The 12,752-nt window shown below is 69.1% G+C and carries 14 protein-coding genes and 1 other RNA gene; 9 read left to right on the forward strand and 6 right to left on the reverse strand.

Annotated elements, in window-relative coordinates:
* Positions 1-15: 15 nt before the first annotated feature.
* A complete protein-coding gene (locus tag ACEXQC_RS04345; protein WP_374818787.1) occupies positions 16-255 on the reverse strand; it encodes a zf-HC2 domain-containing protein in 240 nt (79 codons plus the stop codon).
* Positions 252-854, reverse strand: a complete 603-nt coding sequence (locus ACEXQC_RS04350; RefSeq protein WP_374818789.1) for a sigma-70 family RNA polymerase sigma factor — start codon at positions 852-854, stop codon at positions 252-254. The genes ACEXQC_RS04345 and ACEXQC_RS04350 overlap by 4 nt, the downstream gene beginning before the upstream one ends.
* Positions 855-947: 93 nt before the next feature.
* Between ACEXQC_RS04350 and aroA the strand changes: the two genes are divergently transcribed.
* From aroA to ACEXQC_RS04370, 4 genes are read left to right on the forward strand one after another with little or no spacing between them, the layout of a single operon-like run.
* Entirely contained in the window at positions 948-2,306 is a 1,359-nt protein-coding gene (aroA, locus tag ACEXQC_RS04355) for a 3-phosphoshikimate 1-carboxyvinyltransferase (RefSeq protein WP_374818791.1), read from the forward strand.
* On the forward strand, positions 2,303-3,370 hold the full coding sequence (gene rsgA, locus ACEXQC_RS04360; protein WP_374818793.1) for a ribosome small subunit-dependent GTPase A: 1,068 nt from the start codon (positions 2,303-2,305) through the stop codon (positions 3,368-3,370). Before aroA ends, rsgA begins: the two co-directional genes overlap by 4 nt.
* 28 nt (positions 3,371-3,398) lie before the next feature.
* Positions 3,399-4,235, forward strand: a complete 837-nt coding sequence (hisN, locus tag ACEXQC_RS04365) for a histidinol-phosphatase (protein WP_374818795.1) — start codon at positions 3,399-3,401, stop codon at positions 4,233-4,235.
* A 10-nt stretch (positions 4,236-4,245) separates the two neighbouring features.
* Entirely contained in the window at positions 4,246-4,761 is a 516-nt protein-coding gene (locus tag ACEXQC_RS04370) for a septum formation family protein (RefSeq protein WP_374818796.1), read from the forward strand.
* Between the two features lie 12 nt (positions 4,762-4,773).
* Here ACEXQC_RS04370 and ACEXQC_RS04375 read toward each other — a convergent pair whose 3' ends face one another.
* The gene (locus tag ACEXQC_RS04375; RefSeq protein ID WP_374818798.1) at positions 4,774-6,270 is read right to left on the reverse strand and encodes a S1C family serine protease; all 1,497 of its coding nucleotides are present in this window, start codon (positions 6,268-6,270) and stop codon (positions 4,774-4,776) included.
* 65 nt (positions 6,271-6,335) lie between these two features.
* Positions 6,336-6,785 carry an META domain-containing protein gene (locus ACEXQC_RS04380; protein ID WP_374818800.1) on the reverse strand — a complete coding sequence of 150 codons (450 nt, stop codon included), beginning with the start codon at positions 6,783-6,785 and terminating at the stop codon, positions 6,336-6,338.
* A 110-nt stretch (positions 6,786-6,895) separates the two neighbouring features.
* Here ACEXQC_RS04380 and ACEXQC_RS04385 point away from each other — a divergent pair, with 110 nt between their 5' ends.
* Both ACEXQC_RS04385 and ACEXQC_RS04390 read left to right on the forward strand, forming a co-directional pair.
* Positions 6,896-7,561: a histidine phosphatase family protein gene (locus ACEXQC_RS04385; protein WP_374818802.1), complete on the forward strand. Its 666-nt coding sequence runs from the start codon at positions 6,896-6,898 to the stop codon at positions 7,559-7,561.
* Positions 7,562-7,571: 10 nt separating this feature from the next.
* A complete protein-coding gene (locus ACEXQC_RS04390; RefSeq protein WP_374818804.1) occupies positions 7,572-8,075 on the forward strand; it encodes a MarR family winged helix-turn-helix transcriptional regulator in 504 nt (167 codons plus the stop codon).
* Positions 8,076-8,117: 42 nt separating this feature from the next.
* Here the strand turns inward: ACEXQC_RS04390 and ssrA are convergent.
* Positions 8,118-8,515, reverse strand: a transfer-messenger RNA (tmRNA) gene (ssrA, locus tag ACEXQC_RS04395).
* A gap of 129 nt (positions 8,516-8,644) precedes the next feature.
* Here ssrA and ACEXQC_RS04400 point away from each other — a divergent pair.
* From ACEXQC_RS04400 to ACEXQC_RS04410, 3 genes are all read left to right on the forward strand, one after another.
* Complete coding sequence (locus ACEXQC_RS04400; RefSeq protein WP_374818806.1) at positions 8,645-9,457, forward strand: SIMPL domain-containing protein; 813 nt, start codon at positions 8,645-8,647, stop codon at positions 9,455-9,457.
* Positions 9,457-10,395: an oxidoreductase gene (locus tag ACEXQC_RS04405; protein ID WP_374818808.1), complete on the forward strand. Its 939-nt coding sequence runs from the start codon at positions 9,457-9,459 to the stop codon at positions 10,393-10,395. Before ACEXQC_RS04400 ends, ACEXQC_RS04405 begins: the two co-directional genes overlap by 1 nt.
* Before the next feature lie 246 nt (positions 10,396-10,641).
* Positions 10,642-11,895 carry an HNH endonuclease gene (locus ACEXQC_RS04410; RefSeq protein ID WP_374818810.1) on the forward strand — a complete coding sequence of 418 codons (1,254 nt, stop codon included), beginning with the start codon at positions 10,642-10,644 and terminating at the stop codon, positions 11,893-11,895.
* Between the two features lie 295 nt (positions 11,896-12,190).
* Here the strand turns inward: ACEXQC_RS04410 and smpB are convergent, their stop codons facing one another.
* Positions 12,191-12,667: an SsrA-binding protein SmpB gene (smpB, locus tag ACEXQC_RS04415; RefSeq protein WP_374818812.1), complete on the reverse strand. Its 477-nt coding sequence runs from the start codon at positions 12,665-12,667 to the stop codon at positions 12,191-12,193.
* Between the last annotated feature and the right edge of the window lie 85 nt (positions 12,668-12,752).

Here is a 12,752-nt window from a genome sequence, read left to right on the forward strand (position 1 = left end):
CTGCTGCTTCTGGGGCTAGTGCGCCTGGATGGTCCTCAGGCGGGCCAGGAGCTCGTCGCGGAGCTCTTCCGGGGCCGTCTCCTTGCAGGCGCGCTGCACGGTCTGGGTGAGGACCATGCCGATGTGGAGCTCGGACTGGCAGCCCTCACAGGTCTCCAGGTGCGCCCGGATGTCGGCAGCGTCGGTGCTGCACACCTCGTCGCGCAGATACTCCTCGAGCTCCGCCCTGGCCTTGTCGCAGCCGCAGTCGTTCATTTCTTGCTCCTTGTGGCGGGCGCGGTGGCGGCCGCGAGGCCCCGCTCCCGCGCGTAATCGGTGAGAAGCCCCCGCAGCAGTCGCCGGCCACGGTGCAGGCGGCTCATGACCGTTCCCACGGGGGTCTTCATGATGTCGGCGATCTCCTGGTAGGAGAAGCCCTCGACGTCGGCCAGGTACACGGCCAGACGGAAGTCTTCGGGAATCGACTGCAGCGCCTCTTTGACATCGCTGTCGGGGAGGTGGTCGATGGCCTCGGCCTCGGCAGAGCGGCTCGAGAGAGACGCGGTGACCGACTCGGCGGTGCCGAGCTGCCAGTCCTCCATCTCGCTCGTCGAACCCTGGTAGGGGTCGCGCTGCTTCTTGCGGTAGGTGTTGATGTACGTGTTGGTGAGGATGCGGTACAGCCACGCCTTGAGGTTGGTGCCCTGCTCGAACTGCGCGAAGGCGGCGTACGCCTTCACGAAGGTCTCCTGCACCAGGTCCTGCGCATCGCTCGGATTGCGGGTCATACGGAGTGCGGCGCCATAGAGCTGATCGAGGAACGGAATGGCCTGTTCCTCGAAGAGGGCGCGGGGGTCTTCTGTGGGAGTGCTCATCGAGCCCCAGTCTACGACCGGGGGATCGAGCAGTGCTGTAGCGGTCAAGCGCTGTTCCTCCAAGAATCCGTGGGCCGACTATTCTGATAACCGATGCCTGTTTCGAGATATTCCGTGCCGCAGTTCAACCCCTACGGCGACGACGCCCCGGTGGCGCACGACGAGCACTGGCCGGCGCCCCGCGCCGCGGCGCCGTTGCACTCCACGCTCTCGCTGCCCGGCTCGAAGTCGCTCACCAATCGCGAGCTCGTGCTCTCGGCCCTCGCCGACGGCCCCTCGCTGCTCCGCGCGCCCCTGCACTCGCGTGACAGCGACCTCATGGTGGAGGCCCTGCGTTCACTCGGCACCACCATCGAGACCGTCGAGGGCTCCGGCGGCTTCGGCCCCGATCTGCGCATCACCCCCGCCGAGGAGCTCTTCGGCAGCACCACCATCGACTGCGGCCTCGCCGGCACGGTCATGCGCTTCCTGCCGCCCGTGGCCGCCCTCGCCCTCGGGCCCACGACCTTCGACGGCGACGAGGGGGCCAGGCGCCGCCCCATGGCCACGACCATCACCTCGCTGCGCGCCCTCGGCGTCGACATCGGCGACGACGGCCGCGCGGCCCTCCCCTTCACGGTGCACGGCAGCGGCCTTGTGCAGGGCGGCGACCTCACCATCGACGCCTCCGCCTCGAGCCAGTTCGTGAGCGGACTGCTGCTCGCCGCCGCTCGCTTCGACGAGGGCCTCGAGCTGCGCCACGAGGGCGACCGCCTGCCGAGCCAGCCGCACATCGAGATGACCCTCGCCGCGCTGCGGGCCAGAGGCGTGCAAGTGGCCTCCGACGAACCCGGCGCCTGGTCGGTGCGACCGGGTGCCATCGCCGGTGCCGAGATCGACATCGAGCCCGACCTCTCGAACGCCGCGCCCTTCCTCGCCGCCGCCCTCGTGGCCGGCGGATCCGTGACCATCACCGGATGGCCCGCTTCCACCACGCAGGTGGGCGCCGACCTCGCCGAGCTGCTCCCCCTCTTCGGAGCCACGGTGGAGCAGCAGGGCGACCGGCTCACGGTCACCGGTGGCGACCGCATCCGCGGTGTCTCGATCGATCTCTCCACGGGCGGCGAACTCGCGCCCACACTCGTGGCCCTCGCGGCCCTCGCCGACGAGCCGAGCACCATCACGGGCATCGGCCACATCCGGCACCACGAGACCGACAGGCTCGCGGCCCTCGCCACCGAGATCAACAACCTCGGCGGCGACGTGACCGAGCTGCCGGACGGCCTCACCATCACGCCCCGCCCCCTGCACGGCGGGCTCTGGTCGAGCTACGCCGACCACCGCATGGCCACGGCGGGCGCCCTCATCGGTCTCGCCGTCGACGGCGTGCTGGTGGATGACATCGCCACCACCTCGAAGACGCTCCCGCAGTTCCCCGAGCTCTGGCACGGACTGGTCGCGGCGGGCGCATGAGCTGGTGGAGCGACGTCGACGGCGACGACGACGATGACGACGACTTCGACGAGTCCACCATCCGCACGAGGCCCAATCCCAAGGCCAACCGGCCGCGCACCAAGACCAGGCCGAGCCACGACGACGCGGTCTCCGGCCGGGTGATGACGGTCGACCGCGGTCGGTTCACCGTGCTCGTGGGAGAGGACACACCCGAGGAGCGGGCCATCACCACGTCGAGGGCCCGCGAGCTCGGCCGCACCGCCATCGTGACGGGCGACAGGGTCGACGTGGTGGGCGACACCACGGGCGAACCGGGATCGCTCGCTCGTGTCGTGCGCGTGCAGGAGCGCACCACCCTGCTGCGGCGGAGCGCCGACGACTCCGATGCGGTGGAGCGGGTGATCGTGGCGAACGCCGACCAGATGCTCATCGTGGTGGCCGCAGCCGATCCCGAGCCTCGCGCCCGCCTCATCGACCGCTACCTCGTGGCGGCCTTCGATGCCGGCGTCACGCCCATCCTGTGCATCACCAAGACCGACCTCGCCGACCCCTCCGAGCTGCTCTCGGAATTCTCGAGCCTCGACATCCGGGTCATCACGCTCTCGCGGGACGAGGTGCCGATCGCCGAGCTCACCGAGCTGCTCGTGGGCAAGACGACGGTCACGGTGGGGCACTCGGGCGTGGGCAAGTCCACTCTCGTCAACGCACTCGTGCCGGGAGCGGATCGCGCGACCGGCGTGGTCAACACCGTCACCGGGCGCGGCAGGCACACCTCGTCGTCGACCATCTGCTTCCGGCTGCACGCCGAGGACGGGCGCACGGGCTGGATCATCGACACACCCGGAGTGCGCTCGTTCGGGCTGGGCCACGTCAATCCCGCCAACATCCTGCGCTCGTTCGTGGCGACCGCGCACGTGCCCGAGAACCCGCCGCCCGGCGGCATCCCGCTCACCGAGGCCCACGACTGGGAGATCGCCGACCGGGTCGAGGCCGGGGAGCTCGGCGAGAGCGGTCGGGCGCGGCTGCACTCGCTGCAGAAGCTGCTCGACACCACGGGATCGACGGGCACCTCGACCACGTAGCGCTCGGCGCTCCCGCTAGCCTGAACGGGTGACCCAGAACCACGACTCACCCGCAGCCACGACCTCCTTCGCCGACGACCTGGAGCTCGCCCTGCGGTTGGCCGACCACGCCGACAGCATCTCGCAGAGCCGCTTCCGGGCCTTCGACCTGCACGTCACGGCCAAGCCGGACCGCACCCCCGTGACGGATGCGGACCGCGCCGTCGAGGAGGCGATCCGTGCCGTGCTCGACGCCACCCGCCCGGGCGACGGGATCCTCGGCGAGGAGTTCGGCGAAGCGGTCTCCACCTCGGCGCGGCAGTGGATCATCGACCCCATCGACGGCACCGCCAACTTCATGCGCGGGGTGCCCGTGTGGGCCTCGCTCATCGCCCTCGCGGTCGACGGCGTACCCGTGGTGGGTGTCGTGAGCGCTCCGGCCCTCGGGCGGCGCTGGTGGGGTGCACGGGGGCTCGGCGCCTTCACCACCGACGTGCTCGACGGCGGGCCGGACGAGGTGCGGCCCCTCGCGGTCTCGGGCATCTCCGACCTGGCGGACGCCTCGCTCAGCTACAACAGCCTCAAGGGGTGGGATGAGGCGGGTCGTCTCGACGAACTGACCGAGCTCTCCCGAGCGGTCTGGCGCACGCGCGCCTACGGCGAGATGTGGTCGTACATGATGGTGGCGGAGGGGCAGCTGGAGATCGCCGCGGAGTTCGACCTTCAGCCCTACGACATGGCGGCGCTCGTGCCCATCATCGAGGAGGCGGGTGGCCGCTTCAGCTCGGTCGACGGCGTCGAGGGGCCGTGGAGCGGCAGCGCTCTGGCCACCAACGGTCACCTGCACGAGGCCACGCTGGCTGTCGTCTCGCACGCATCGCGGTAGATTCGTGTTCATGGCTCTCTCACGTACATCGAAGACGACCCTGTCCGCCGCAGCACTTCTCACCCTGGGCCTCGTGCTCAGCGGGTGCACTGCACTCTTCCCGAGCTCCGCTCCCCCGGCCACCGACTCCACCACGGGTGAGGAGATCGAGCAGACCGACACCGACGTGTTCACCCTCGCGGTGGGCGACTGCATCAACGACACGTCCGGTGACGACGTGACCGAGGTCTCCGAGGTGCCGACCGTCGACTGCGCCGCCGAGCACGACCTCGAGGTCTACGCGGAGTTCGAGATCGCGGGAGACGAGTTCCCCGGTGACGACGCCGTCACGGCCGAAGCCGACGAGAAGTGCCTCGCCGAGTTCGAGCCGTTCGTGGGCATCGCCTACGACAGCTCGATCTACGGCTTCACCTACTTCACGCCCACCGAGGCGTCGTGGACCGAGGGCGACGACCGCCTCGTCTCGTGCCTCATCGGCGACCCGAACGGCAAGACCACGGGTTCGCTCGCGGGTGCGGCCCAGTAGCCGTCACCTCGCTCAGAACACCGCGGCGAAGCTGCCCATGACCTGCTCGATGGCGGGCAGGTCGGCCTCGGAGGCTATGGCCACCGTCACCAGGATCACGAAGCTGCCGTCGGCGGGCTGCGCGGCCACGATCACGTAGTCGCTCAGCCCTCCGCAGGCCGTGAAGTACTGGTAGCGCCCCTCGTACACGCCGTCCGAGTACGCATCCTCCTCCACCGGAGTGCACTGGCTCGTGAGGGAGGAGAGCGAGGAGAAGATGGCCTCGGGTGTGAGGTCATCGGCTGCCGCCGCGGCGGAGACAGTGACCCCCGACACTCCCCACGAGTCCTCGAACTGCGCCAGGTCGGTGCTGGCCCGCACATCGAGGAACTCATGGCCGTTGATGCCCGTGAACGAGCTGCCGTCGACATCCGCCCAGTCGGCCGGCACATCGACGCTCAGCACCCCGGAGTCGTCGGTGACGGTCACGTACTCGCGGTCGTCCGACCCCGTGGCGCTGCCGACACCCGGGATGGTGACGGGCTCGAGCGCCTTGCCGTTGAACTGACCGCGGTAGAGCGCATCCTCCGACGGTCGGTACACGTCGACGTCGATGGTGCCGTCGGCGCCCTGGGTGCGGATGACGTCGCAGTACTCCTCGAGGGTGCCCTCGGTCGCGAGCGTCGTGCCCGCCATGCGCACCAGGAGATCGCCGGGGAGGATGCCCGCAGTGTCGGCCGCGGACCCCGCCTTGACGGAGCTCACCCAGACCCCCAGCGGGCCGTCCTCCTGAGGGGCGAGCGCTTGCGCGTTGATGCCGAGGCTCTGCACGTCGTCACCCGCGATGAGCTGCTCGAGGATCTTGCGCGCCTCGTCTCGGTGGATGGCGAAGTTGGAGTCGAGCTCGCCGACACTCGCGTAGTTGACCCCGACGACCTCCCCCTTCGCGTTGACCAGGGGACCTCCGGAGTTGCCCGGCCGGATCTTCGCGTCGTGCTCGATCACGTGGTCGAGCGAGGCCCAGGCGGTCTCACCCCCGGTGTCGTTCTTCGACACGATCCCCTGCGTGAGGGTGAAGTCGGGGTCTCCCAGCGGGAAGCCGGCGGCGTAGACCTGCTCGCCCGTGGTGATCTCGCCCTTCTGCCAGGTCAGGAACGGGAAGCCCTCGCCGTCGACCCGCACCACGGCGAGGTCGAGGCACTCGGAGGTGCCGAGGATCTCGGCGTCGTAGCCCGTCTCCTCCCCGCCGACCTGCACCGTCATGGTGCCCGCGCCCGCCACGACGTGGTTGTTCGTGACGGCCAGGCCATCCGACGAGATGAAGAAGCCGGACCCTGTGCCCGCCTGCTCCGCCGACTGCCCGTCCTCCGGATCGGCGAACGTGCCCTCAGCCTCGATGCGGATCGTCGCCGACTGCACCTGGTCGAACCCTGCCGCGCCACCCGACCCTCCGCCGGAGCAGGCCGTGAGCACCAGGCCCGACACGAGTGCGATGCCGATGACGGCCGGTCCGCGGGAGGAGCGCGACATGGTTCTCCTTCGATCGATGAACCCGAGCGGTGCTCAGGTTCTCCGATCATACAGAGAACTGACGATTATTCGACAGTGCCCTCGCGGGCGGGCACGAGAGTCACGAGCACGTCACCGGCGTCATCGGCGAGGATGAGGGAGTCGCCGGAGAGGTAGGCGCTCGACGACTTCTTGAGGAACCCGGGCAGATCTGCTCCCTGGCAGCCGATGAGCGTGCTGAAGCCGGAGGTGGCCGACAGCACCCCGTCGTCGGTCAGCGACCAGTCGCCGACGGTGTTGTTGCAGCCGTCCGATCCCTTCCAGGTGCCGTCGTCGGCGAGGGCGAGGTACGGCTCGGTCGGGGCGGTGGGGTAGCTCTCCCCCGTGACCCACGACCCCACGAGGTCGGCGGAGGTGACCGGGGCGTCTTCGCCGCTGCCTGCGGTGCCACCCCCCGAGGCGCACGCGGTGAGCGCGGCGGCCGCGAGGCCGATACCGGCGGCGAGCAATGATCTGCGGATGATTCCGGATTTCATGGTGTCTCCTCTGATCACACCCCACGCTAGCAACACCTGTCGAGAATGCCGCCCGGTGGACCTCCGAATCCCCTGACCGGGGGTCATCCGCTCTAGGTAGGATCTTTCGGGTGCGACTCCTTCTCATCCGACACGGCCAGACCATCGACAACGTGCGCGGGGCCCTCGGCACCAGCGTTCCTGGCCCTGGGCTCACTCCTCTCGGCGTCACGCAGGCCGCGGCCGTCCCCGCAGCCCTCGAGGGCGAGAGGATCGACGCCATCGCCGTGTCGAACCTGCAGCGCACCCACGAGACCGCTGCACCGCTCGCCGCGGCGCTCGGTCTCGTGCCGGTGGAGTTCGCGGGGCTCCGCGAGATCTCGGCGGGCGACCTCGAGCAGCGCTCCGACCACGAGGCCGTGTCGGCGTACCTCGGCACCATCCTCGGCTGGTGGACGGACTTCTCGGGTCGCATCCCTGGCGGTGAGAGCGGTCACGAGTTCTACAGCCGCTTCGACGGGGCCATCGCTGAGCTCGCCGCTGCGCATCCAGGCGGCACGGTGGCCGTCTTCAGCCACGGTGCGGCCATCCGCACCTGGGCCTCCTGGTCGTCGTCGAACCTCGACGCCGGGTTCAGTCGCGGCCACGGGCTCGAGAACACCGGCATCGTGGTGGTGGAGGGCTCACCCGAGGAGGGCTGGATCGCGACCACCTGGCAGGGCGAACCCCTCGGCGGCGAGCAGCTCGACGACGAGGCGGCACCCGACCCCACGGGCGAACCGCTCGCCGGGCACTAGAGTCGACCGGATGACTGACTCCGCCGTGCCGCTCGACGCCCGCCAGTTCTCGGTCTGGGCCGATTTCGTCCTGGCCCACACGAGAGTGATGCGCCTCATCGAGCACGCCATCCGCAAGGAGACCGGTCTCACCTGGGCGCAGTACGACGTGCTCTACAACCTCGCCGCGGAGCCCGACTCGGCGCTCTCGATCGGAGATCTCACCCGCACCCTGCTCTACAGCAGCGGATCGGCGTCGAAGCTCGTGGCGGCCATGCAGCGCAGTGGGCTGATCGAGCGGGAGCAGTCGCAGGAGGACAAGCGCGTCATCCTGGTGCGCCCCACCCCGGAGGGATCGGCCGCCTTCGCGAAGGCGACGGCGGAGGTGCTGCGAGTGGTGCGAGAGGAGTTCGCGGTGCACCTCGGGAGCGAGGAGCTGCCCGTGGTGGCGGCGTTCCTGCGCCGGCTGCGCGAGCAGGATCCGAAGCTGAGGCGACCGCCGTACGACCTGCCGGTCGAGCTCGCCGCCGAATAGCGGCCTTTCGGCCTTCGGTCAGGAGTGTGCGACGACGACCGATGGTGGAGATGGGGGGAATTGAACCCCCGTCCATCGCTGTGATTCCACGCCTTCTACGGGCGTAGCCTGTTCAGACGTTCTGCTCGGCCCCGACCTTTGCTACAGGCACCTAGGTCGACGGGCCCAGCCACAGTGCAAGTCCCGCGTGACCCTGAGACACAGTCACGCAGCAATCTCTCTAGATAATGCCGGAACCCGGGTAGAGAGCATTCCCGGACCGACAGTTGCTATTTAGCTAGAAGGAAGACCTACGCTGCGAGAGCGAAGGTGGCCTTCTTGGCCGCAACAGTGCTGTTTGAATTGGCACTTATGTTTTGCGGAGGGCGTTAACGAGATAACCCCGCATCCTCGACCCGCTTCTCGTGGTTTCGCAGTCGATGTCGAAACCGATCATCCCCATGCAGGTCGTCGTCGCACACTCTTGAGTTACCAAATCCGACTCACGATCTCTCGCTGAGCCAGCCCTCAAGCATACGTCATATTCGGCGACCGATCGACACGCAGGTGCATGGAATAACGTGGGGTGCATGCCAGAGACCATCATCACCGTCGCGGGATCGAGTCGATTGCGCCGCAATCCGGAGCGCGCGAAGGTGCGGATCGGCATAGGTTTCGAGGGCTCCAAGCGCGACAGCGTGCTCGCGGCCACGCGGGCTGCGCACGAGTCGCTCACGGGCTCGCTCGAGACGCTGCTCGACGAGGTCGACGGGCCGGTGCTCGTGTGGACCTCCGAGGAGATCCGGGTGTGGGGCCAGCGGCCGTGGAGTCAGGACGGCACGAAGCTGCCCGTGGAGTTCCACAGCGCCGTGTTCGTGGAGGCGGAGTTCGACGACTTCGAGGCGCTCTCCGAGTGGATCGACGTGGTCGCCATCCGGGAGGGCATCGCCGTCGACGGGATCGACTGGCGGCTCTCCCCCGAGACCGAGCACGAGCTGCAGAGCGAAGCCAGGCGCGGTGCTGTGCAGGATGCGCTCGAGAAGGCGCACGAGTACGCGGAGGCGCTCGGGCTGGGTGGGGTGACCGCGCTGTCGGTGGCGGATCCCGGACTGCTCGAGAGCTCGCCGACCGTCGCGTTCGATGCTCCCGCCGGCGCGATGTTCGCTCGGGCGGCACCCGGCGGGGGTGGAGGCGTCGGCGGAGGCGGGGGTGGCATGGAGCTGCGGCCGAGCACGATCGCGGTCGAGGCCACGGTGCACATCCGCTTCTCCGCCGCGGCGGCCGTCGGAGCTGCTGCCGGTGGCGGCGTTGCTACTGCGGCGTCTGTCGCTTCTGCTGCCTCTCTCGCTTCGGGTGCTGGGCACGATTCCGGTGCTGAGCTCGCGTCCGAGGGCCGCAGCTGATGGCGACCCGCAGGCACACCGTGCCTGATCTCGCGGGACGCACCGTGGTGGTCACGGGTGGCACCGGAGGCCTCGGCTACTGGGCCACCGAGCAGCTCGCCGCGGCGGGTGCCACTGTGGTGATCGCGGCTCGCTCCGCCGAGAAGGGTGCGGCCGCGCTGGCCTCCCTGGCTCAGCGGGTGCCCGGATCCGATGCACGCTTCGTGCGACTCGATCTCGCGGATCTTGCGTCGGTCGCCGATGCGGCCACCGAGCTCTCGGCACTCCCCCGCATCGATGCGCTCATCGCCAATGCGGGAGTGCTCTCCTCGGACGGTCGGCAGCAGACCGCCGATGGCTTCGAGATGATGATGGGCACGAACCTGCTGGGGCATTTCGCGTTGATCGGGCACATGCTGCCCGCGCTCTCGGCTCAGGCGCAGCCCGCCCGTATCGTGCACCTCGGCAGCATCAGCCACGAGTTCTTCCGGCTCGATCTGAACGATCTGCAGTCCACGCAGGGGCGATTCCGTGGTTTCCGCACCTACGGGAGGTCGAAGCTCGCGGTGATGACGTTCGGGTTCGAGCTCGACCGGCGGTTGCGGCTCGCTGGGTCGTCTGTCTCGAGCCTGGTGGCGCATCCGGGGTTCGCTGTCGACGAGCTCACTCCGCGTCGCGAGATCCTGCCGACGCCTCGCACGGGCACGCCCGTCACGAGGGCGGCATTCCGGCTGGTGGCGCAGGGCAAGGATGCGGGGGCCTGGCCGCTCGTCGCAGCAGCCGTCGATGCCCGCGCAGCAGGTGGCCAGTACTGGGGCCCCGACGGGTGGCGCCAGCTGAAGGGGGCACCGGCCGTAGTCGACGCCAAACAGTACTCACGAGACCCTGCGATAGCGCGCCCCCTCTGGGCCGAAGCAGAACGCCTCACCGGAGTGACCTACACCCTCCCCGGCGCCTGATCCCGCCAACCCGACCCATCCCATCTCGGGCAAGCGCGCAGCGCGCGGCAGCCCCAGTCGCCTCCGGGTCGTGTTCTTCGGGGGCCGACTAAGCTGCCGCGCGCTACGCGCTTGCCCTCGGATCGGATGGCTGGGTCGGTCTCAATGTCGGTGGCTGGTGATTGAATAAATCTCATGAAGCCGATCTTCTCCGAGACACCCGCTAGGGATAGCGACGCCGTCGAGCGGTGTGATGAGAAGTTCCGGATGGCGGTCAAGAGATTCACCCAAGCGGATCGGATGATCGCCGCACTGCAAGCCCGACAGGCCAAGGCACTGGCCCAGGCGGTCGAGGCGTGTGAGGCGAGGGCGGAGATCCTCACCGGGGTGCTGACGGCGGATGGCCGTGAGTGGGCTCGTCGCCTGGTGAAGTCCGAGGTGGCCACAGCGGCACGGCGCTCGGAGGGCACAGTCATCCGCCTGATCGCCGACGCAGAAACACTCGTCAACGACTTGCCCGAAACCCTCGCCGAACTCGGCACTGGCAAAATCTCCTACGCTCACGCCCGCTCGATGGTCACCCACGCAACCTCGCTCCCAGTGGAGTCACGAGGCTCGTTCGAGCAGGCGATCCTGCAGCGGGCGAAGGAGTGCAACGCGGCCCGCTTCGACGACGCGGCCCGTCGCCTCCGCGAAACCCACCACCCCGACTCCATCACCCAACGCGCCAGAGCCGCGCACGCCGACCGAGCAGTGTGGCTCGATGCGGAGCGAGATGGCATGGCCACCCTGCACCACCACTTGCCCGCGGTCGACGCCCTCGCGATTCACGACGTCCTCGACCAGGCTGCTCGAGCAGCCCGCTCCGACGCCGAGCCCCGCACCCAGGCGCAGCTCCGCTCCGACATCCTCGCCAACACCATCCTCAACCGCACCGACGGCGCCCTGGGATTCACCCCCACGGTCATCGTCACGGTTCCCGCCGCCACGATGGCAGGATGCGAGGGCCCGGAAGGTGGGGAGGCACAACTGCACGGCTACGGCCCCATCGACCCGGAACTCGCGCGACGCCTCGCCGCGAAGGCACCCACCTTCCTCAAGGTGCTCGTGCACCCGGGCACAGGCGACACCATCGAGGTCGCCGGCCGCTACCGCATCCCGGCCGCCCTCCGCGAGGCGCTGATCGTGGCGGACGAGCACTGCCGCTTCCCCGGCTGTGGCCGCAGAGCAGCCCGCTGCGAACTCGACCACACCCAGGACTGGGCGCACGGGGGCCGATCCACCGCCTCGAACCTCGCCCACCTGTGCACGAGCCACCACCACCTGAAGCACAACGGCGGGTGGATGGTCAGCCGCCCACCGGGCTCACCACCCGGATCGCGCGAACTCGAATGGCGTTCCCCCTTGGGCGCCACCTACCGCACCACCCCACCCACCCGGCACAACCCCCACCCATCGCCACCCACGCGCGCCGACAACCTAGCGTCACTTCAGAGCACCCTCGATCCGCCGCCATTCTGATCCGGCCGAGGTGGAGCATCGCTGAAGTGGGGTGAGGAGTGGGGCAGCGCGAGGTGAGCACGCTTCAGGGTGGGAAATCGCGTAGTGGGGAACCACCGGGTGGGGCGGGGCGAGGTGGGCACGCTTCAGGGTGGAGAACCGCCGGGTGGGGAACTACCGGGTGAGGAAGCGCGGGATCGGGCGGAGCGAGGTGGGCACGCTTCGGGGTAGGGAACCGCCGGGTGGGGAACCGCCGGGTGGGAACCGCCGGACGGGGAACCGCGGGGTGAGGAACCGCGGGGTGGGGGCGGCGGGCTCAGTCGCCGAGGTTGCGGCGGCCTGAGATGGCGCGGTCGGCCTCGCGCTTGTCTTGGCGCTCGCGGAGGGCCTGGCGCTTGTCGTACTCGCGCTTTCCCTTGGCCACGCCTATCTCGACCTTCGCGCGCCCGTCGAGGAAGTACAGCGAGAGCGGCACGAGCGTGTAACCACCCTCTTTGGTCTTGTGCGAGATCTTGATGATCTGCTCCTTGTGGAGCAGCAGCTTGCGCTTACGCCGAGGCGGGTGGTTGTTCCACGTGCCCTCGTTGTACTCGGGGATGTGCACAGCATCGAGCCACGCCTCCCCGCCCTCCACGAAGGCGTAGCCATCCACGAGCGATGCACGACCCGCCCGCAGCGACTTGACCTCCGTGCCCGTGAGCACGAGACCCGCCTCGTAGGTGTCCTCGACCGTGTAGTCGTGACGCGCCTTGCGGTTGGTCGCCACGACCTTCTGTCCGCGTTCGCGAGGCATGACGTCTCCTGACTGGCTGGTGGGCTGCCGTGACCTACGGCAGCCCACCAGTCTAGACCTTGAGGTACCTCGTGATGGCGAACTT

The organism is Herbiconiux liukaitaii (assembly GCF_041927495.1).
GTDB classification, from domain to species: Bacteria; Actinomycetota; Actinomycetes; order Actinomycetales; family Microbacteriaceae; genus Herbiconiux; species Herbiconiux liukaitaii.

Coding starts and splice junctions, on each gene's coding strand:
- ACEXQC_RS04375 (WP_374818798.1), bottom strand. CDS start 6,270: ATGTCGCGCTCCTCCCGCGGACCGGCCGTCATCGGCATCGCACTCGTG.
- ACEXQC_RS04405 (WP_374818808.1), top strand. CDS start 9,457: ATGGCGACCCGCAGGCACACCGTGCCTGATCTCGCGGGACGCACCGTG.
- ACEXQC_RS04400 (WP_374818806.1), top strand. CDS start 8,645: ATGCCAGAGACCATCATCACCGTCGCGGGATCGAGTCGATTGCGCCGC.
- aroA (WP_374818791.1), top strand. CDS start 948: ATGCCTGTTTCGAGATATTCCGTGCCGCAGTTCAACCCCTACGGCGAC.
- ACEXQC_RS04370 (WP_374818796.1), top strand. CDS start 4,246: ATGGCTCTCTCACGTACATCGAAGACGACCCTGTCCGCCGCAGCACTT.
- rsgA (WP_374818793.1), top strand. CDS start 2,303: ATGAGCTGGTGGAGCGACGTCGACGGCGACGACGACGATGACGACGAC.
- ACEXQC_RS04345 (WP_374818787.1), bottom strand. CDS start 255: ATGAACGACTGCGGCTGCGACAAGGCCAGGGCGGAGCTCGAGGAGTAT.
- ACEXQC_RS04390 (WP_374818804.1), top strand. CDS start 7,572: ATGACTGACTCCGCCGTGCCGCTCGACGCCCGCCAGTTCTCGGTCTGG.
- ACEXQC_RS04380 (WP_374818800.1), bottom strand. CDS start 6,785: ATGAAATCCGGAATCATCCGCAGATCATTGCTCGCCGCCGGTATCGGC.
- ACEXQC_RS04350 (WP_374818789.1), bottom strand. CDS start 854: ATGAGCACTCCCACAGAAGACCCCCGCGCCCTCTTCGAGGAACAGGCC.
- ACEXQC_RS04410 (WP_374818810.1), top strand. CDS start 10,642: ATGGCGGTCAAGAGATTCACCCAAGCGGATCGGATGATCGCCGCACTG.
- smpB (WP_374818812.1), bottom strand. CDS start 12,667: ATGCCTCGCGAACGCGGACAGAAGGTCGTGGCGACCAACCGCAAGGCG.